This is a genomic window from Kitasatospora cheerisanensis KCTC 2395, assembly GCF_000696185.1.
Taxonomy (GTDB): domain Bacteria; phylum Actinomycetota; class Actinomycetes; order Streptomycetales; family Streptomycetaceae; genus Kitasatospora; species Kitasatospora cheerisanensis.
Genome location: NZ_KK853997.1, coordinates 6,411,556 through 6,432,120 on the forward strand (window position 1 = coordinate 6,411,556; position 20,565 = coordinate 6,432,120).

The 20,565-nt window shown below is 74.2% G+C and carries 8 protein-coding genes and 2 pseudogenes; 6 read left to right on the forward strand and 4 right to left on the reverse strand.

Annotation, left to right across the window (positions count from 1 at the left end):
* Positions 1-4,004: 4,004 nt before the first annotated feature.
* The 3 genes and pseudogenes from KCH_RS45165 (at position 4,005) to KCH_RS28815 (ending at position 15,456) form a co-directional block, all read left to right on the forward strand.
* Positions 4,005-10,709 (forward strand): toxin glutamine deamidase domain-containing protein, encoded by a 6,705-nt coding sequence (locus KCH_RS45165; protein ID WP_244305714.1) that lies wholly within the window; start codon positions 4,005-4,007, stop codon positions 10,707-10,709.
* 145 nt (positions 10,710-10,854) lie between these two features.
* Positions 10,855-11,268, forward strand: a complete 414-nt coding sequence (paaI, locus tag KCH_RS28810; protein WP_035867757.1) for a hydroxyphenylacetyl-CoA thioesterase PaaI — start codon at positions 10,855-10,857, stop codon at positions 11,266-11,268.
* A 166-nt stretch (positions 11,269-11,434) separates the two neighbouring features.
* Positions 11,435-15,456 (forward strand): annotated as a pseudogene (locus KCH_RS28815) (bifunctional nitrate reductase/sulfite reductase flavoprotein subunit alpha).
* A 22-nt stretch (positions 15,457-15,478) separates the two neighbouring features.
* On the opposite strand, the gene KCH_RS28820 reads toward KCH_RS28815, so the two are convergent.
* The 3 genes and pseudogenes from KCH_RS28820 to KCH_RS46720 all read right to left on the reverse strand — a co-directional run bounded on the left by KCH_RS28820 (position 15,479) and on the right by KCH_RS46720 (position 17,995).
* The gene (locus KCH_RS28820) at positions 15,479-16,339 is read right to left on the reverse strand and encodes an ABC transporter permease (RefSeq protein ID WP_035867759.1); all 861 of its coding nucleotides are present in this window, start codon (positions 16,337-16,339) and stop codon (positions 15,479-15,481) included.
* A pseudogene (locus tag KCH_RS28825) lies at positions 16,336-17,245 on the reverse strand (ABC transporter ATP-binding protein). The gene KCH_RS28820 and the pseudogene KCH_RS28825 overlap by 4 nt, the downstream one beginning before the upstream one ends.
* A 540-nt stretch (positions 17,246-17,785) precedes the next feature.
* Positions 17,786-17,995 carry a hypothetical protein gene (locus tag KCH_RS46720; RefSeq protein ID WP_341865423.1) on the reverse strand — a complete coding sequence of 70 codons (210 nt, stop codon included), beginning with the start codon at positions 17,993-17,995 and terminating at the stop codon, positions 17,786-17,788.
* Between KCH_RS46720 and KCH_RS46725 the strand changes: the two genes are divergently transcribed.
* Genes KCH_RS46725 through KCH_RS28835 form a run of 3 tightly spaced genes read left to right on the forward strand, consistent with a single transcriptional unit; the run spans position 17,984 to position 19,235 of the window.
* Positions 17,984-18,370 carry a histidine kinase dimerization/phosphoacceptor domain-containing protein gene (locus KCH_RS46725; protein ID WP_341865424.1) on the forward strand — a complete coding sequence of 129 codons (387 nt, stop codon included), beginning with the start codon at positions 17,984-17,986 and terminating at the stop codon, positions 18,368-18,370. The genes KCH_RS46720 and KCH_RS46725 overlap by 12 nt on opposite strands.
* Positions 18,334-18,576 (forward strand): ATP-binding protein, encoded by a 243-nt coding sequence (locus KCH_RS46730; protein WP_341865425.1) that lies wholly within the window; start codon positions 18,334-18,336, stop codon positions 18,574-18,576. The genes KCH_RS46725 and KCH_RS46730 overlap by 37 nt, the downstream gene beginning before the upstream one ends.
* Positions 18,573-19,235 carry a response regulator gene (locus tag KCH_RS28835; RefSeq protein ID WP_035867761.1) on the forward strand — a complete coding sequence of 221 codons (663 nt, stop codon included), beginning with the start codon at positions 18,573-18,575 and terminating at the stop codon, positions 19,233-19,235. The genes KCH_RS46730 and KCH_RS28835 overlap by 4 nt, the downstream gene beginning before the upstream one ends.
* A gap of 57 nt (positions 19,236-19,292) precedes the next feature.
* Here the strand turns inward: KCH_RS28835 and KCH_RS28840 are convergent, their stop codons facing one another.
* Positions 19,293-20,549, reverse strand: coding sequence for a phenylacetate--CoA ligase family protein (locus KCH_RS28840; RefSeq protein ID WP_035867763.1), 1,257 nt, complete (start codon positions 20,547-20,549; stop codon positions 19,293-19,295).
* Between the last annotated feature and the right edge of the window lie 16 nt (positions 20,550-20,565).

Sequence of the window (20,565 nt, forward strand, 5' to 3'; positions counted from 1 at the left end):
CGAACCTGGAACACGAACTCGGCCGGCCCGGCCTGGACGTGTTCGCCCGCCCGGAACTCGACCGGCTGGCCGCCGCGGTGGCCGAGGTCGACCCGCACGCCCCGAGCGGCGACCAGCTGAACGCCGTGCACGAGGCGGTGCAGACGGTGCGTCAGAAGGTCAACCAGCGGGCCGTCGACGACCTGGCGCTCGTCAACGGCGTCACCGGCCCGCAGAAGCTGGACGACGCGTCCGCCGTGCTGCGCGCCGCCGCCGACGGCCGGGGCGGCCCGCTGACGCCCGAACAGCAGAAGCGCCTGGCCGGCCAGTTGGACGACCTGGCGGGCCACCTCCAGGACGCCCGCAAGGACCCGAAGGCCCTCCGCGACCTGGCCGCCGACCTGCGGACCAAGCCCGAGCTGGCCACCCCGGACCGGTACCGCAGCGTCGCCGATCAGCTGACGAACGACCGTGCCGCGGTGCGCAAGCACGAGATCGACCAGCGGCTGTCCGAGCTGGCCGACCCGAGCAAGGGCACCAAGCGGCCGGTGACCGTCGCGGGCGACGAACTCCAGGCCGCGAAGGACGCGGTGGTGGAGCGCAAGAACGACATCGCCACGTACGAGAAGGAACTCGCCGACGCCACCGACGTCCACGACGCGGCGAAGGACAAGGCGGAGAACTCCGCGAAGGCCGCGAAGGGGTCCAGGGACCAGGCCAAGAAGGACGAGGCGAAGGACGACGCCAAGGCCGCGCGGGAGGCCAAGGCGGCCGTCGGCAAGCTCCGGGACAAGCTCGACGAGGCGCGCGCCAAGCTGCCCGGCGACGAGCAGGACGTGCGCACCGCCACGGCGGTGAACGACCGGGTGACGGAGCTGTACAACAAGGAGGTCGCGGACACCGCCGCGGCCAAGGGCAAGCCGGTCTCCAAGCTCACCGCCAAGGACAAGACGGTCGCCGCCCGGGTGGCCTGGGCGCGGGCCGACGTGGAACTGGTCGGCCAGCAGTACGGCGGCGCGTACGCGCGGGCCGGCGCGGGGGAGAACCACCCCGCCGGCATGTTCGACCAGGCGCTGACCGCGAAGGTCGAGGACGTGCCCGCGCTGATCGAGCAGATCACCGCCGGCCTCTCCAACAGCGGCTCCAACCTGCGCTTCGGCGACGAGCTGGTCAACAAGTGGGTGCAGAACTACCTGGACCCGCACGTGATCCGGGACCCGGACCTGCTGACCGCCGTCGCCCACGAGCAACTCCCGCCGGAGGTGCTGTACGCGCCGCATACCGCGGACCTGCTGCAGGCGGTGCGCGGCCTGGAGGCGAACGGGCTGGTGCCGCCGGAGCTGCGCGACATCATGGCGCCGAAGACCCAGGACGACCTGGAGCAGCTGGTCACCGGCAACAAGCTCAGCCCGAGTGCGGAGATCGTCACCGACGAACTCGGCGTCCCGTCCCCGCACGCCGGCAAGGTGCCGGTCTCCTCGTCCGGCGACTTCACGAACCGCGCCGATGTGAACGAGCTGACGGACGATCAGCTGAACCGGCTCGCCCCCGAGGGCCTCTACCAGCCCGACCGGGCCCCGCAGCCCACGCCGCAGCCGACGCCGCAGGCGCAGCCGCACCCGACGGCGGACGAGGACGTCGTGATGACCGAGGCGAGCCAGCACGACGCCCCCGCCGCGGCCGTCCACACCCCGGACGGGGACGTGCAGATGCACGACGGGACGGGCGGCGGCACCGGGCGGCCCGACCTGAAGCGCCGGCGGGAGGACAGCGACTCCGACAGCGACGGCGAGGCCGGCCCGAGCACCGTCCGCCGCCGCCTGGCCGGCCTCGACCTGAACGGACCGACCCCGCCCCCGCCGCCCGCCGGCACCGGCACCGGCACCGGCACCGGCACCCGGGGCATCGGCAGTGTCCCGCCGCCCCCGCCGCCTCCGGCGGTCGGCACCGGCCACGGCTTCGGCTCGCCCGCGAGCGGTCACCAGCCTCCGCCGCCTCCGCCGTCGTCGTCCGGCGGGCACGACGGGGCGTCGGGGTCGGGCGATCGGCAGCCGGTGCACGAGACGCCGGTGCACGAGACGCCGCTCCACGCCGCGCCGTCGAACGAGCCGGTGCCGCACGAGCCGGTGCAGCACGAGCCGGGGCCGGTGGGTGAGCACCAGCCGGTGGACGGGCAACAGCCGCCGCAGGGCGAGCAGTTGCTGCCGCCGCCCGGCACGGTGGAGCGCTGGCTGGTGCAGGATCCGGCGGACCTGCTGTCGAAGGCGCCGGTGACGGTGAACTACGCCGACGGCGCGATGCAGCGGATGCCCGGGCTGAACCAGCAGCAGGCGAACTCCTTCGTCGCGGCCGTCGAGAAGGCCGACCAGCACTGGTTCACCCTGGTGCCGGACCGGAACAACGTCGGCGCGGGCAAGAACGGCTTCGTGCTGACCCCGGCCTGGGAGAAGTACGTCCAGCACGACCCGTCGTTCCCGCACCCGCCGGCCGGCCTAGGCCTGCCGCCGGCGCAGCCCGACCACCACTACGTCACCGGCTCGTACGTGCCGTACAAGACCGGCCGCCCCGACCCGAACGTGCCCGGGGCGATCGGCAAGACCGTGGTGCCGATGCACCCCGACCCGGCGCGGCCGAACGACGGCCTGGTGCTGACCGGCGGCATGAACGGCTGCGCGTTCGCGATCACCGACGTGACGCCGCACGACTTCACCGTGTGGCACGTCCAGTCGTACTCCTCGTCCTCGAACCTCGGGATGACCGCGGACTTCCGGGCCGGGAAGTCGGTCACCGACTGGTTCGGCGTCGAGGAGTACATGACGCCCGGTCAGTCGCGGCCGTTCGAGGTCACCAACATGCTCAAGCACGGTGAGAACGGCTGGGAGGTGATCAGCCACGAGGTGGTCGACCACGACGGCGAGCACCGGATCGGCCGGGAGAACCGCCGCCCGCTGAACTTCGCCCCGCCGACCGAGGCCGACCGGGTCCGGATGACCGTCGGCACCTACGAGGCGACGGCCCGCGAGCAGCTGAGCAACTTCGACCGGGCCGCCGAACTTGCGCTGCGCGGCCTCGACCGCAACAGCCCCGCCTACGGGATGCTGGAACAGCAGATCGGACAGCTCCGCGGCCACCTGACCGGCCAGCTGGACACCGTGATCGGGCTCCAGCAGCCCGGCCACAGCCTGCAGGACGTCCGCAGCACCGCCCAGCAGTTGGCGCACGACGCGGCCGGGTACGCGACCGCCGCCAACGACAGCCGGCTGCTGATCGACGGCTCGATGCGGATGCTCCTGAACGAGCCCGCCGGATTCGGCGCGGGCACCGAGCCGCACTCCCGCCAGGAGAAGATCGACACCATGCTGCGGGCGCTCGACCCGCAGAGCGGCGGCCACTGGATCGACCGGATGGGCCAGGACAGCGAGAAGCAGCTCCAGGCCCACCAGACGCCCCGCCGGCCCGCCCCAGCCCACCGGCGACGGCTTCGGCACACCCGCCACCGGCCACCACGACGCCCCGCCCCGCCGCCCCCGGCCGGCGACCACGACGGCAGCCGCCACGTCGAACCGATGGACATCGACACGCCGCCGGCCGAGCACGCGGTCGAGCAGGTCTCCGAGCGCCCCGTCGAGCGGGACGGCGATCCGATGGACGTGGAGACGCCGCCGACAACTCCGGTGACCGAGCGCCCCGTTGAGCGGGACGGCGATCCGATGGAGGTCGAGACGCCCCCGGCAACGCCGGCCGTCGAGCACCCCGCCGGGCAGGGCGAGGACGTCGCGCCGCAACCGCAGCCGCAGCCGCGTAACGAGCGCAAGCGCGGCCGGGAGGACGAGGAGGTGACGCTGCGCCAGGAGCCGGACCCGTCCGTGCAGGACGGGCGGGACGCCAAGCGGCAGCGCACCCCCGGGTACGAGAACTCCGACGCGGTGATGCACGACCGCGGGTACCGGGCGGTCGGCCCGCAGCACGAGTTGACCGGCCGGCTGGTCGACTACCTCGGCGGCGCGCCGAAGGTGCACCCGCCGATGAGCAACCTGCTGCTGCACCGGGTCAACCCGCACGAGTCGCCGGTGCTCCCCGCCGAGGGCTTCCAGCCGGGCAACGACCTGAAGGCCTGCCTGGAGAACGTCGAGGCGTACCGCGACACCCACTTCGGGCGCCCCCGGGTCTCCGGCCAGACGCTGCACGGCACGGTCGAGCCGATCCCCGGCGACGTGCTGTGGAAGCGCCACGACCCGCCCGCGCGATTCGGCGAAGGCCCGGACGCGCTGCGGAAGTTGATCGACACCGTGAAGGACGGCGGCCCGGGCAGCTTCGCCACCGTGCTGGGCGCCGGCCCCACCGGTGCGGGCCACGCCGTCGCGCTGGTCCACGACCGGGACGGCCAGGTGCGGTGGGCCGACCTGACGGAACGCAAGGTCCACCCCGCCGACAGCGGGCAGACCCCGCCCGGCTTCCACCCCGAGTGGACGGTGTGGGCCTCCGTCGCCGACCCGCGCGAGAGCAACATCTCCGGGACGCCCGACCGGGCCTTCATGGAGCGCTACAGCACGCTCGTCCGACCGGAGGCGCACGACACCTCCGAGCCGATGGACATCGACGACGGCTTCGGCGGCAAGGGCCCCGACGCGCCGCCCCGGACCGAGGTGCTGGAGGACCACCGCGCCGCCACGCCGGAGGACGATGCGCCGCAGCCCGGCGTCCCGCCACAGCCCGGCGTCGCGCCGCAGGTGGACCGGACGGTGCCCGTCGACGGCCGGTCGGAGCTGCCGCAGACCGGGCCGGTCGGCGGCGTGACCCGTCCCCGATCCGCCTCCGCCCCTGCCGAGTTGGGGCCGCGCACCGCCGTCCCGAGCCGGTCGGAGCCCACGACGCAGAGCCCGCGGCGCTCGCCCTCTCCCGAGACCGCGGAGCACACCGCGCCGCTCACGCCGAAGAGCGAGCACCCGGCCGACGTGCAGTTCCCGCCGCCCGGACGGCGGGTGCCGGTGGCCGGCGATGGCTACTGCCTGCTCCGGTCCGTCGCGGTCGGCGCGCCCGAGCTGGCAGGCCGGCGACCCGGAGAGGTCGTGCAGCGGCTCCAGGCAGTGGTCGGGGACCACTTCCGGTCGCTGCGCCCGGACGAGTGGCCGACCGAGGTCGTCGCCAACTACCGCGGCACCCTGCTCAGCCGCCCGGACCTGCGGGCGGAGGACCTGCTCAACTACCTTCCGCCGCAAGACCGGCAGGCGTTCACCGGCCTGTCCGTCGACCAGCTGCGGGACTCCGTCGGCCGGCACCTCACCGACAACCCGCCGCCACCGATGCCGCACGAGCGCGAGGCGCTGCTCCGGACCGTGGACGGCTGGGACAGCCAGTGGCGCTCCAACGAAGGGGAGATGCTCCCGGCGGCGACCGCCCACGCCCTCGACCTCCGCCTCCGGGTGGTCGACCACGACGGCATCACCCAGGCGGTCTTCGGCCCCTCCGACGGCCGCCCGGTGACGGTCTACCGGCAGAGCGACCACTACGACGGCAGCGAACCCCCACCGGTCACCACCGACCACGACTCGGCCGCACTCAAGCCCGAGGCGAAGACCCCGGAGGCCGAGCAGCAGCCACCGCTCAGGGAGCCGGAGCCGGGGCTTGAGTCGAAGCCCGAGCTGAAGGCAGAGGCTGAGCCGGAGTTGACGGCGAAGCCCGAGCAGAAGCCCCAGCCTGAGCCGAAGTTGAAGCCCGAGCCCGAGCCCGAGCCCAGCCCCAAGGCCGAGGCGAAGCCCGAGCCCGGGGCCACGGAGAAGGCTGAGCCCGAGGCCGAGTTGAAGCCTGGGCCTGAGCCGGAGCAGCAGCCCGAGTCCGAACCTGAGCAGAAGCCTGAGCCGGAGGCCGAGCCGGAGCCGGAGGCGGTGGGGCCGAAGGTGATTGCCGGGACGGACCTGGTGGTCGGGTTGACCGGGCATGAGGTCGCTGTGCGGGAGAAGGTCATCGAGGTCATCGCGCAGGCCGTGCCGGGGGACCGGGCGGCGGCGCGGGCGTTCGCGGATGCGTATTTCGGTCCGGCCACGCTGCGCCCGATGCTCGGTGCGCTGTCCCGGGGTGAGGTGTGGACAGCTCCGTTCGAGGGCAACGGGTGGAGCGGAAGCGTCCAACTGCGGGGCAGCGTCGCGGAGTCGAGGTACCTGCGGACCGACAGGATCGAGTTCGAGAACGGCGCCGACCGGACGGTGGCGACCGGGACGAACCGGGATGCGCAGTGGCAGTTCAACATCGGTGCGCAGGCCCGGCAGGGCCGCGGCATCGGGGAGCCGTCGGAGCTGGTCGCGTACTACCACGACCGCGGCCACGGCGAGGTCAACCTCGATCTGGGCGGCATGGTGGCGCGTTCGAAGACCAACGAGCCCGCCAAGGTGTTCAGTTCGACGATGCGGCTGGAGCTCGACTTCGGCGGCCTGCGCCACCACGGCACCCCGGTGAGGGGCGAGGCGGCGGGCCGCACCGAGGCGGTGGACGTCGAGATGACCGTCGCCGTGCCGGTGCGGGACGGCGGGACGTCGGCCGGTGAGCTGCGGGTGCCTCCGCAGCGGCTGCTGGACGGCCGGGTCGGCGGTCAGGAGATCGTGCTGGACCTCGCGCCGCGCGGCGCGTCCGGGAGCCGGCCGCCGGTGGCGGCGCTGCTCGACCACGCCGAGGCGGCGGCCAAGCAGGAGTTCGGCGGCGACTGGCCGGCCCTGCGCGAGAAGGTGCTGAACGAGGTCGACTTCGCCCGCCTGCAGCGGGACTTGAAGAGCATGACGGCGGGTGAGCCGGTCTCGGTCACGCTCACGGACCGGCGCGGCAAGCCGCTCGGCTCGGTCGAGATCACCGCCCGGGTCGGGGAGTTGAAGCAGTCCGGCACCACCAAGGAGACCGAGTTCAACATCGGCACCACGGTGCAGCAGGTGCGCAGCAGCTCCTCGAACCGCGGCAACGCGGGCCAGTTCGGGTTCTCGGCGGCGGTGAAGCCGGGCACCGGACTGATCGGCGGCGGCGGTGCCGGGCGGCTCGGCCGCGACCACGTGGAGATCTCCGGCGACGCCCGGACCTCGCAGCTGACCAGCAAGTCGAAGGTGCCCGGTGTGCTCTACGACGGCACCGTGCACTTCGAGTTGGCGTTCAACGGCAAGGGCGTCGCGCACGACGCGGGCACGGCGGACCTCCGGGTGCTGGTCGACCGCGCCGACACCACCGCCCCGCCGGTCGAGCGGGAGAGCGGGACGCCGGAGCCCGCCAAGACCGAACCGACCGGCGCGGAGCCGGAGTTGCACGAGGTCGTCGGCCCGCCGGACAGCGTCTGGCACGGCGGAGACGACCGGGGCGGGCTCGGCGAGAGCGTGGTGGTCCGCGACCTGGAGAGCACCGCGGCACTGCGCCAGGCGCTGGACGCCAAGGGGCGGGAGCGGTTCGGGGACGACTGGAACGCCGTCCGCGACCAGGTGATGCAGGGGTTCAGCCAGCCGAACCTGGCCGCCCGGCTGACCGGGATGACCCGGGGCGAGGCGCTGGAGGTGAAGATCCCCGGCAAGGAGGGCCTGGTGGTCACGGCCGTGGCCCGGGTGGAGTCGATGACCTACCGCCGGGAGGACGGCAAGGCCGAACTCAACACCGTGAACGAGACCAGCGCGTTCGCCGTGGACCGCCGGCTGGGGGCCCGAACCACCGTCGAGCAGGGCCAGTTGGGCGGCACCGCCGTCAAGGGCACGCCGGGTCTCGACCTGGTCGCGGCCGGCTCAGGCCAGCAGCGGCAGCGCGTCGGCGGGCAGGGCCGGCAGGCCGACCGGGTGTACGCCAGCGGCAAGTACAGTGCGCCGCAGGTGATCTACGGCGCCGAGCTGAAGGTGGACCTGCACGTCGGCCGCCCCGGCGAGGCGCTCGCCGCCGGGCACCAGGTCTCGGCGCCGCTGCGCGTCGAGGTCGGCATGGACGCCCGGGACACCGTCAAGACGCAGGCGCCGCGCAGCGAGGACGGCGTGGTCGCCTTCCGGCGGCCCGAGCGTCAGCCGCAGCGGCAGGCCGAGCCGAAGCCCGCGGGCACCGAGGCGGCCACGCACACCGCGCCGCGCCGGATGCGCGAGCGGCACGAGCTGAACGCCTCGTACGTGGTGCACACCCTCGGCGGCGCGGACAAGGTCCGCACCGTGGTGGAGGACGCGGTGCGGAGCAAGTACGGCGAGCCGTCGGAGGAGGTCAAGCAGCGGATCGGCGCGAGCTTCGACCGGGTCGCGCTCAAGACCCAGCTGTCCCAGCTGACCCGCGGCGGAAGGATCACCGAGACCGTCTCCGGCAAGACCTGGTCGGCGGAGGTCACGGTCACGGCCCGGCTGGGGGAGTCGACGTACCACTCCCGGGCGGAGAAGTACGAGTTCGAGTCCGGCACCCGCACGTCCAGCGGCCAGGGCAACCTGCGCGACCACCGGAACCGGACCGACGGCGGCGGCCAACTCAAGGTCAAGGCCCCGTTCGTGGACGTCAACGGCGGCTACGCGTACCGGGTGGACCGCAGCTACGGGCAGTCGGCGGAGACCGTCGGCTCGGCCTCGAACCGCGGCAAGCACGTCGAGCCCGCCGTGCTGTTCGACGTCGCCGCGCCGTACGAGGTGACGGTCGCCTTCAAGCGGCTGAACGTGCCCGACGGCTCGCACCGCGAGACGGTGGAGACGGTGGCGCGGGTGGCCGTGCCGGAACGCGACGCCGACCCGGTGGCCGGGCCGGTCGAGCGGACCACCGCGAAGCAGCCGAAGGGCTTCGTGGAGGGCCGCCGGCTGGACTCCTCGGCGATCGTCACCGACGTCCACGCCCTTCCCGACGGCACGGAGCACCACGGCGGTCCGGGCGGGCGGCGGACGTTCGGCGAGTCGGTCCTGTCGCAGGTCGAGTCGGGCTGGAAGCCCGGCGGGCTGCGCCTGCCGGGCGGGAAGGCGCCCGGGCAGCAGAAGCTGGAGCGCAACCCGTTCGACAGCGACTGGGCGGGCATCCGGCGCAAGCTGGACGCCGAACTCACCCCGGACCGGCTGCAGTCCAGGCTCAAGGGCATGACGGCGGGCGACGAGATCGTGGTGCGGCACGGGCGGACCACCGTCCGGGTCGGCGCGGTGCTCCGCGACCGGATGGAGCACCTGGGCGACTCCGGCACCACCGAGTTCAACGCCGGCACCGACGTGCAGCGCAGCTTCGCCCGCACCGACGGCACCGGCACCAACCACCAGGGCACGCTCGGCGCGGTGGCCTCCGTCCCGGTGCCCGCCGCGCCCGGGGTCTCGGTGACCGGTGGCCTGACCGGCACCGGCGGCCGGGGCCACGACCAGGTGGAGGTGCAGACCCGGAGCACCGCGGCCGGCTCGGCGACCAAGGCGAAGCTGCCCGGCAGCGCCTACGCCGGCGAGGCGGAGCTCCAGTTCACCATCACCCGGCGGCCGTGGATCGGCGCCCAGGTGCACCAGCGGCGCACCGCGGCGATCGGCTTCGAGGCGCTGGTGGAGACCGGCGAGACCGTGCCGGTCCCGTCGAAGTCCGCCACCGGCGCGGGCCCTGACGGGGAGTCGAGGACGGTCGCGGTCCGGCCGCCCGAGCCGGTGACCGTCCAGGTCCCGCCGGAGCGGGTCTGGGAGTCCGGCCTGCGCGACACCGACGTGCTGCGCTGGCTGGGCGACGTCGGCGGCGTGCAGGACCTGGTGCGGCTGCGCGGGCCGGAGTACTTCGGCGCCTCGGCGTGGAAGGAACTGGCCCCGGTGGTCGGCACCGTGACCTCGCACAGCCACCTGTCGGCGCTGTTCGGCACCGCCACCCAGGGCTCGGAGGTGGCGGCGAGCGTCCCGTCCAAGCGGGTCACGCTCGGCGGCGGCAAGGGCGTCGAGGTCGGCGTGAAGGTGGTGTCGCTGGAGCACCGGGCGGTGGACGACAAGGTCGAACTGAGCCCGGCCAACGGCACCTCCGCGGGCGGCACCCGGTACGACCTGGCGGCGAGGAACGCGGGCCTCCAGGGCCAGCTGGGCGCCAAGATCACCGGGGACGTCACCAACAGCCCGGCGGTCGTCGGCGGCGCCCAGCACCTGTGGCGCGACGGCGGCGGCCACGGCGACTCCGGGCAAGTGATCTCGAACGGCAAGTTCGCCACCCCGATGGCGCGCTACGCGGGCCACGCCGAGGTCGAGGTGACGCTCTTCGACGGGGCGCGGAACCCCGTCAAGGAGAAGGGAATCGTCCCGTTCGCCGTGGACATCCCGCTCTCGGAGACCACCGGCTCGCAGGTCCCGGGCGACCACTACCTGGCGTTCACCGGGGAGCACCAGGGCGGCGAACTGCGCGTCACCGAGGGCGGGTGGCGGCTGGAGGAGGTCCACCGGGTGACGGCGCCGGACGCCGAGGGCCCGTCCGACCCGGCCACCCGCAGCCGGGCGGAGCACGAGCAGCTGGTCGGCACCGTCCGGCTCGGACAGGCGGTCTACGAAGGGGAGTTCAGCGCGAGCACCCCGGCGGGAGCCGCGCACATCCGGGCCACCCACCGGCTGGTCGAGCTGGGCGGCGGCACCTCGGCCGGCACCTCCGCGCTGCTGGGCGAACTGCTCGGCACGCCGGACGGCGAGCCGGTCCGGGCCGAGCAGGTGCGCCGGGTGATCGACTGGGTCGAGCGGCGCTCCGCCGACGGCCCGGTCACCCGGGACGACCTGCTCACCGGGGCGCAGCACGGCTGGAGCGAGCCGGAGGAGTCCGCCTGACGGCACGGCCGCCGGGGCACCCGAGAGGCGCTCCCCGGCGGCCGCCGGCCGGTCAACAAGGTTCACCCGAAGGGGCATTGACAGTCGATCAGTCCGGTAGATCTAATGCTCAGGCCCGGGAAAGGGCAGCTCACTGGGGGGAGCAATGGTGGGGACGAGCAGGATCGACGCACTGTTCGAGCGCGACCGGGCCTGCCGCGGCGCGGGAATCACGCTCGACGAGGTGACCGGCGGGCGGGCGGTGGCCCGGATGCGGGTCACCGAGGAGATGGCCAACGCGCACGGCATCGGGCACGGCGGATACGTGTTCCTGCTCGCCGACGCCGCGTTCTCCTACGCCTGCAACAGCTACGGGCCGGTCGCCCTCGCGCAGGGCGCGCAGGTCACCTTCCTGGCCCCCGCCCAGATCGGCGACGAACTGGTCGCCGAGGCCGTGGAACGCTCCAGGGCGGGCCGGCAGGGCGTCTACGACGTCACCGTGCGCACCGCCAAGGGCGCCGTGGTCGCCGAGTTCCGCGGCCAGAGCACGCAGGTCGCCGGGGTGCCGCACAGCGGCTGACCGGCCTCACCGGCCCTCCTGCCGCCCTGTGCGGCCGGTGTAACCGCCGCCCGCCGTCGCGGAGACAGCCGGGAAACGCGGTCTTCCTACAGTCGCCCGTGACGGGTGCAGGTCTTACGTGCGCTCGGAGGTGCACGCAGTGGTGTGCTCGTTCGTGCACGCGGACGTGCACGCGGACGGAAGGGTTCCCGTGACCGAACAGGTGCGCACGGTCTGCGGCTACTGCGGCGTCGGCTGCGGCCTGCTGCTCGACGTCGAGACCGGCCCGGACGGCCGCCGCACCGTGCGGCGCGCCACCGGCGACCCCCAACACCCCGCCAACCTGGGCCGCTTGTGCACCAAGGGCGCCACCACCGCCGAGCTGTTCGCCGCCCCCGGCCGGCTCGCCACCGCCCTGGTGCGCCCCGCCCGCGGCGAACCCCCGGTGCCGGCGCCGACCGCCGAGGCGATCGCCGACACCGGCCGCCGGCTGCGCGCCGTGCTGGACGAGCACGGCCCCGACGCGATCGCGCTGTACGTGTCCGGGCAGATGAGCCTGGAGGCGCAGTACCTGGCCAACAAGCTCGCCAAGGGCTACCTGCGGACCAACCGGATCGAGTCCAACTCCCGCCTGTGCATGGCCAGTGCGGGCACCGGCTACAAGCTGTCGCTGGGCGCGGACGGCCCGCCCGGCTCCTACCGGGACCTCGACCTGGCGGACGTCTTCCTGGTGATCGGCTCGAACGCCGCCGACTGCCACCCGGTGCTGTTCCTGCGGATGATGGACCGGGTCAGGGCCGGCGCCAAGCTGATCGTGGTCGACCCGCGCCGCACCGCCACCGCCGCCAAGGCCGACCTGTTCCTGCAGATCGCCCCCGGCACCGACCTCGCCCTGCTCAACGGCCTGCTCCACCTGCTGCACGAGAACGGCCGCACCGACCGGGAGTTCATCGCCCGGCACACCGAGGGCTGGGAGGCGATGCCGGAGTTCCTCGCCGACTACCCGCCGGCGCGGGTCGCCGAGCTCACCGGCATATCCGAGTCCGACCTCCGCCGCGCCGCCGAACTCATAGGCGAGGCCGAGGAGTTCACCAGCCTGTGGACGATGGGCCTGAACCAGTCCACGCACGGCACCTGGAACACCAACGCCCTGGTCAACCTGCACCTCGCCACCGGCACCATCTGCCGCCCCGGCAGCGGACCGTTCTCGCTCACCGGCCAGCCCAACGCGATGGGCGGCCGCGAAATGGGCTACATGGGACCGGGGCTGCCCGGTCAGCGCACCGTACTCGCCGACGCCGACCGGGAGTTCACCGAGCAGGTGTGGGGCGTCCCGCCCGGCACCGTCCGCGCCGACGGCCTCGGCACCGGCACCGTCGACCTGTTCCGCCGGATGGCCGACGGCGAGATCAAGGCCTGCTGGATCATCTGCACCAACCCGGTCGCCTCGGTCGGCAACCGGCGCACCGTCGTCGAGGCCCTGGAACGCGCCGAACTGGTCATCACCCAGGACGTGTTCGCCGACACCGAGACCAACGCGTACGCGGACGTGGTGCTGCCCGCCGCGCTGTGGAGCGAGACCGAGGGCGTCCTGATCAACAGCGAACGCAACCTCACCCTGGCCCGGCCGCCGCCGACCCGCCCGGCGAGGCGCTCCCCGACTGGCGGATCATCGCGGACGTCGCCACCGCGATGGGCTTCGCGGACGGCTTCCGCTACGACAGCGCGGAGCAGATCTTCGAGGAGCTGAAGCGCTTCCACAACCCGGCCACCGGCTGGGACCTGCGCGGCATCGACTACCCCAGGCTGCGCGACACCCCCGTCCAGTGGCCCGCCGCCGACCCGGACGGCCCCGACCGCAACCCGGTCCGCTACCTCCGCGCCGACGGCACCCCGCACTTCCCGACCCCGTCCGGCCGGGCCGTCTTCCACCCCCGCCCGCACCTCGACCCGGCCGAACTCCCCGACGACGAACACCCGTTCGTCCTCAACACCGGCCGCCTGCCGCACCAGTGGCACACCCTCACCAAGACCGCCAAGGTCGCCAAGCTCGCCCGCCTCGACCCGTCGCCGTTCGTCGAACTCCACCCCGAGGACGCCGCCGCGCTCGGCCTCGCCGAGGGCGACGGCGTGGAGATCAGGTCGCGGCGCGGCCGGGCCGTGCTGCCCGCCCGGATCACCGACCGGGTACGGCCCGGGAACTGCTTCGCCCCGTTCCACTGGAACGACCTGTTCGGTGCGGACCTCAGCATCAACGCCGTCACCTCCGACGCCATCGACCCGCTCTCCCAGCAGCCCGAACTCAAGTACTGCGCCGTCGCGTTGACCAAGGTGGCGACGGCCGCACCGGTGCCCGCGCAGGTGGCCGCGCCGGCCTCGGCCGCCGCCGTGTTCGGACTCGACACCGACCCGCCGCCCGTCCTCGCCGAGGCCGAACGGCGCTACCTGGCCGGGTTCCTGGCCGCGCTGCCCGCCGGGGCGCCCGGCGTTCCGGTGCTGCCCGCCGGCGCGCCGTTCACCGCCGAGCACGCCCAGTGGGTCAACGGCGCACTCGCCGGCCTGTACTCCCGCACCACCCCGACCGCGCCCGCCCCGGCCGGCCGCCCCCTGCTGGTCCTGTGGGCCTCGCAGACCGGCACCGCCGAGGAGTTCGCCGCCGGCGTCGCCGCCCGGCTCACCGCCGAGGGCCGGCCCGCCACCCTGCTCGCCATGGCCGACACCGGCCCCGCCGCCCTGCCCGCCGACGCCGACCTGCTGTTCGTCACCTCCACCTACGGCGACGGCGAAGCCCCCGACAACGGCGCCGCGTTCTGGGACGCGCTCGCCGCCGACCCGCCCGTCCGGCTCGACGGCCGCCGCTACGCCGTCCTCGCCTTCGGCGACCCCGGCTACCGCGACTACTGCGGCCACGGCCGCCGCCTGGACGCCCGCCTCGCCGAACTCGGCGCCCGGCCGCTCGCCCCGCGCGCCGAGTGCCCGCCCGGCGACGAGACCACCGCCCCCGGCTGGCTCGACACCGTCGCCGCCGCACTCCGCGAAACCCCGGGCCCGGCCCCCGCCCCGACCCCGTCCCCGACGGTCCGGCGCGGCGGGCCGGCCACCGCCCGGCTGGTCGGCAACCGCCTGCTGAGCGGGCCGGGTTCGGACAAGGAGGTCCGCCGCTTCACCTTCGACACCCGCGAGCTCGACCGGCCGCTCGACTACGCCGTCGGCGACGCGCTCGCCGTCCACCCCGTCAACTCGCCCGCGCTGGTGGACGAATGGCTGTCCCTGGTCGGCGCCGCCTCCGCCACCGCCACCGTCACGCTCCCCGGCCGCGGCGAACTCCCGTTCCGCGAGGCGCTCGCCCGGCACCTCGACATCACCCGGATCAGCCCCGACCTGCTCCGCTTCTGCGCCGACCGCACCCGCGACGGCCGCGAACTGCGCGCCCTGCTGCGCGCCGACAACACCGACGCGCTGGCCCGCTGGACCTGGGACCGCCAAGCCGTCGACGTGGCGGCGGAGTTCGGCGTCCGGGCCGGCCCCCAGGAGTGGACCGAGGTGTTCGGCCGGCTCCAGCCCCGCCAGTACTCGATCTGCTCCAGCCCGCTGACCGACCCGCACCTGATCTCGCTCACCGTCTCCGTGCTCCGCTGGGACAGCGTCAAGGGCCAGCCGCGCGGCGGCGTCTGCTCCACCCACCTCGCCGACGCCGAACCCGGCACCGCCGTCCCCGTCCGGCTCCGCCGCGCCCCGCACTTCCGGCCGCCCGCCGACCCCGCCACCCCCGCCGTCATGATCGGCCCCGGCACCGGCGTCGCACCCTTCCTCGGCTTCCTGGAGGACCGCCGCGCCCGTGGCCACCGCGCGCCCAACTGGCTGTTCTTCGGCGAACAGCACCGCGCCACCGACTTCCACTACCGCGAGGAACTCACCGCCCACCTCGCCGACGGCACCCTCACCCGCCTGGACACCGCGTTCTCCCGCGACCAGCGCGCCAAGGTCTACGTCCAGGACCGGATGCGCGAACACGGCCACCACCTGTGGTCCTGGCTCCAGGACGGCGCCCACCTGTACGTGTGCGGCGACGCCAGCCGGATGGCCAAGGCCGTCGACCTGGCCCTCCGCGACATCGTCGCCACCCACGGCGGCCTCACCCCCGAGGAGGCCGCCGGCTACCTCAAGCAGCTCGCCGCCGACAAGCGCTACGTCCGCGACGTGTACTGACGGGACGGCTGCTGAGCGGCAGTCACACGTCCCGCCGGGTGCCGAAGAAGAGCGCGGCCAGCGCCCCGCCCGCGGCCCAGGCGAGATAGACCAGCCACTCGCCGGCGGGCTGCGCCGGGAACGTGATGTTCGGGTTCGGCGGCAGCCCGACCAGCTCGTGCAGCTCCTGCCAGGCCCGGAACGGCGTCGCGTGGTACAGGCACGCCGACCAGTGGTGGTTCTGGCTGAGGAAGTTGGGGACCAGCAGCAGGACCGTGGTGGTGGTGACCACGGTGGCCGCGCTGTGCCGGACCAGCGCCGCCAGTCCGAGACCGGTCAGCGCGCACACCGCGGGCAGCAGGGAGGAAGCCAACAGGGCCCTCCAGATGCCCGGTTCGGTGATCGAGATGCCGGCCCGCCGCCCGGACAGGATCGCCTGCGAGACGAAGAAGGACACCCCGGTCGCCAGCACGCCGAAGCCCAGCATCACCACCGTCAGCACCGCGATCTTCGCGGACAGCAGCGCCCGCCGGGCCGGCACCGCCGCGAAGCTGGTGCGGATCTGCCCGGTCGCGTACTCGCTGACCAGCGCCACCGCGCCGAGACTGCCCGCGATCAGCAGGGTCGCGATGCAGGCGTTGTTGGTGAAGCCCGCCGCCAGCGACCCGGCGGGCCGGAAGAACTCCCGCTGCGCGTCCGTGAAGTGCGGCCAGTCGTTCACGTCGGCGATCGCCGCGTTCGCGTTCAGGAAGACCAGCCCGAGCAGGCCGAGGAGCAGCCCCCAGCGGATCGACCGGAGCGACAGCAGCTTGTGCCACTCGGCGAGCAGCAGGTCACGGAACCGGGCCCGCGGCTCGTCGACCGGCAGGGCGGCGGGCGGCGCGGCGGAGGTGAGCGCGGTCATCGGGATTCTCCTGCCAGGTATTCGACGCTGTCGGCGGTGAGTTCCATGAACGCGGACTCCAAGGAGGCCGCGTCGGTGGCCAGTTCGCGCAGCCGCAGACCGTGCCGGTGGGCCAGCTCGCCGACCGCGTCCGCGTCCAGGCCGGTCACCACCAGCCGCTCCTCGCCGTCCGGCCGGACCTGCCCGCCCGCCCGGTCAGCACCGCGGCCAGCGCGCCCGCGTCCGGCGTGCGGACCGTGACGCTGCTGCCCCGGCCGCGGGCCGCGAACGCGGACAGCGACTCGTCGGCGATCAGCCGGCCCCGGCCGACCACGACCAGGTGGTCGGCGGTGTGCTCCATCTCGCTCATCAGATGGCTGGAGACGAACACCGTCCGCCCCTCGGCGGCCAGCCGCCGGAACAGGCCGCGCACCCAGCGCACGCCCTCCGGATCCAGCCCGTTCAACGGCTCGTCGAACAGCAGCACCGGCGGGTCGCCGAGCAGCGCCGCCGCGATGCCCAGCCGCTGCTTCATGCCCAGCGAGAAGCCGCCGATCCGCCGCCGGGCCACGGCCGCCAGCCCGACCTCCTCCAGCACCTCCTCCACCCGCCGCAGCGGAATCGCGTTGCTCCGCGCCAGCACCCCCAGGTGCGCGGCCGCGGTGCGCCCGCCGTGCACGTCCGAGGCGTCGAGCAGCGCACCGGCGTGCCGCAGCCCGCGCGGGTGGTCCCGGAAGGACCGGCCCGCACGGTGACACTGCCGCCGGTCGGCGCGTTCAGCCCGATGATCATTCGTAGCGTGGTGCTCTTGCCGGCCCCGTTCGGGCCGAGGAAACCGGTGACCCGGCCCGGGCGGACGGTGAAGGTCAGGCCGTCGACGGCAAGCGTGCTGCCGTAGCGCTTGGTGAGTTCATTGACTTCGATCACGTGGACCACCGTGCCGTGACCGGCCGTCGTCCCGCGTCGGCGCAGCACTGACACCTGCTCGGGCCGGTGTCGACCCGGGTTGTACGCCCCCGGTCCGACGCACCGCCCGCACCCCGCTGGCTACCATCACCCCATGCCCGTTCACCCGCCCTCCCTGCTCGGACGCGTGACACCCGGTGGCTGGGCGGCACTGGCCTGGACGGCCGGCCTCGCCTACTCCTTCGTGGTGCTGGTCCGCCTGCCCGGCGAATCGCGCGCCGACCGCTACCGCGGCGTGTGGCTCGCCGACGGCAACCAACAGGCGCTCCTCATCTGCGTGGTGGCCTCGCTCGCCGGCTGCGCACTGCTGCGCCGCCGCCCGCTGACCGCCCTCGGGCTGCTGCTGGCCGGCACGGTGTTCGGCGCGTTCGCGATGCACTCCAGCGTGATCGACGTCCCGCTGGTGCTGGGCGTGGACGTGGCGCTCTGGTACATCGCCGCGCACCTGCCGCGCCGTCGGACCGTCCTCGCCTCGGTGCTCGCCGCCCTCGTGCTCACCGGCTACCCGATCGGACGGGTCCTGGTCGGCTTCGTCATCGGCACCTCCACCGCGCTCGCCGTGCTGCTGACCGCGGCCGTCGCCGTCCTGCTCGGCAACTCGGCGGGGCCGCCCGCCGGCACGCCGCCGAGCTCGGCGAGAACGCCGCCGCCCGCGCCGTGGCCGGCGAACGGCTGCGCATCGCCCGGGAGTTGCACGACATGGTCGCGCACAGCATCGGCATCGTCGCCCTCCAGGCCGGCGCCGCCCGGCTGGTCCTCGACACCCAGCCGGAGGCCGCCCGGGAGGCGCTCGGCCAGGTCGAGACCGCCAGTCGCGAAACCCTCTCCGGCCTGCGCCGGATGCTCGTCGCGCTGCGCGCCGCCGAGGACGACGCCGAGACCCCGGCCCCGCTCGCCCCGGCCCCGGCCTCGCCGACCTCGACCGGCTCGCCGCCGCCACCACGGCCGCCGGCGTCGCCGTCGACCTCCGCCGGGACGGCGCCTGGTCCGCGCTGCCGCCCGAGGTCGACCTCGCGGCCTACCGGGTCGTCCAGGAAGCCCTCACCAACGTGGTCCGGCACGCCGGCGCCCGGTCCTGCCGGGTGACCGTCGACTGCGGGGAGACCGACGTGTCCATCGAGGTGCTCGACGGCGGCGGCCTGCGCGCCACCCAGCCCGGCGGCGCGGGCTTCGGCCTGCTCGGCATGAAGGAACGCGTCGCCCTGCTGCACGGCTCCTTCACGGCCGGGCCGCGAGCCGCCGGCGGCTTCCGGGTCGCCGCCACCCTGCCGCTCCCGGCCGGTGCCCGATGACCGTCCGCCTCCTGCTGGTCGACGACCAGCCGCTGATCCGGGCCGCGCTCTCCATGGTGGTCAAGGACGCCCCCGACCTGGAGATCGCCGGCGAGGCCGGCACCGGCGACGAAGCGGTGCGCCTGGCCGCCGAGTTGGCGCCCGACGTGGTCGTGATGGACATCCGGATGCCCGGCATGGACGGCATCGAGGCCACCCGCCGGATCACCGCCTCCGGCTCCACCGCCCACGTCCTCGTCCTCACCACCTTCGACGACGACGAGTACGTCTACGGCGCGCTGCGCGCGGGCGCGTCCGGCTTCCTGGTCAAGGACATGGGCCTGGAAGAGATCATCGCCGCCGTCCGGGTGGTCGCCGCGGGCGACGCCCTGATCGCCCCGCGCGTCACCCGCCGCCTGATCGCCGAACTCACCTCCCGCCCCGCACCCGGCAGTTCACGCCCCCCACTGGCCCTGACCGCCATCACCGAACGCGAACGCGAAGTCCTCACCCTGATCGGCCGCGGCCTCTCCAACACCGAGATCGCCGAGCACCTCCACCTCAGCATCGCCACCGTCAAGACCTACGTCACCCGCCTCCTCTCCAAACTCGACGCCCGCGACCGCGTCCACCTGGTGATCCTCGCCTACGAGTCGGGCCTGGCAACCACCGCCCGCTGAGCACTCGGAAGGCCGTCAGCAGCGCTCGGAGGCCGGCCAGGGCGGTCGGGGCGTGGGTCAGTGGGAGGGGCGGTCGTCGATGACCTGGCGGAGTTTGCCGGTGCGGGGGTTGGTGACGAGGTCGGCGCGCGGGACCCATTCGATCTGGAGGGGGTGGATGGCGCCGGCGGCGACCTCGGCTTCGTAGGTGGGGCGGGCGGCGAGGACGGCGCGGCGGAGGGTCTCGGCGAGGTCCGGCGGGGGCGGGGCGGTGTGGCCGAGGCGGATGATCAGGCCGTCGCGGCCGGACCAGCGGCGCTGGACGAGCTGCATGCCGGTGATGTGGTGCCCGGGGTCGTGGGCGAGCAGCACGTCGCGGACCTGCTCGGTGGGCATGGAGACGATGCCGACGCGGGCGCCCTCGCCGGAGCGGCCCAGGAGCCGGAAGCGGTCGCAGTGGGAGTCGACCCATTCGGCGCGGTCGCCCGCCGGGTAGCGCAGGATCGGGACCAGGGTGCGGAACAGGTTGGTGACCACCACCCGCCCGGGGACGCCCGGTTCGGTGATCGGCTCGCCGGTGGCCTCGTCGATCAGCTCGACCACCGTCCGCCCCGGGAACGCCCGGTGGACGCGCAGGTCCTCGCCGGCGGGCACCGGTCCGGCGACCAGGCCGGCGTCCACGGAGGCGTAGCCGATGGAGGACAGCGCGGCCTTCGGGAAGGCCGAACGCAGCAGCGGGCGCAGGTCGTTGAACAGGATGTCGCCGCCGAACAGGACCAGTTCGACCTGCGGGGCGGGCCGGCCCTGCGCGAGCAGGGTCTCGGCGACGGAGGACAACTTCATCGGCTCGCCGGCCAGCACGTCCGCCCCGAAGCCGTGGATCACCTCGGCGACGAAGTCGTCGGGCGCGGTCCCGATCGGCAGGCGGACGTTGTCGACCGGCGCGTGGTGCAGGGCGTTCTCGATGAAGACGAAGCCGCTGTAGAACTCGCCGGCGCGGAACAGGTTGGCGACCTTCTGCCCGGGTCTGAGCCCGGCGTCGACCAGGCCGGCGCCGAACGCCCGGACGGAGTCGACGTGCTCCTCGCGGGTCCACGGGGAGAACTTGGGCGCGCCGGTGGTGCCGCCGGACTTGAAGACGCAGGCATCGGTGAGCGGGGCGGTCAACAGCCGGTTGCCGGGCCAGGAGTTGGCGGCCCAGAACGCCTCCTGGTCGACGACGGGCAGCTGGGTGAGCGAGCCGACCACGGCCGGTACCTCGCGGTACAGCTCGGCGTAGAACGGCGAATGGGCGCGGGCGTGGTCGACCAGGGCGTGAAGTGGCTTGGCGGGCACGGTGGTTGCTCCCGGG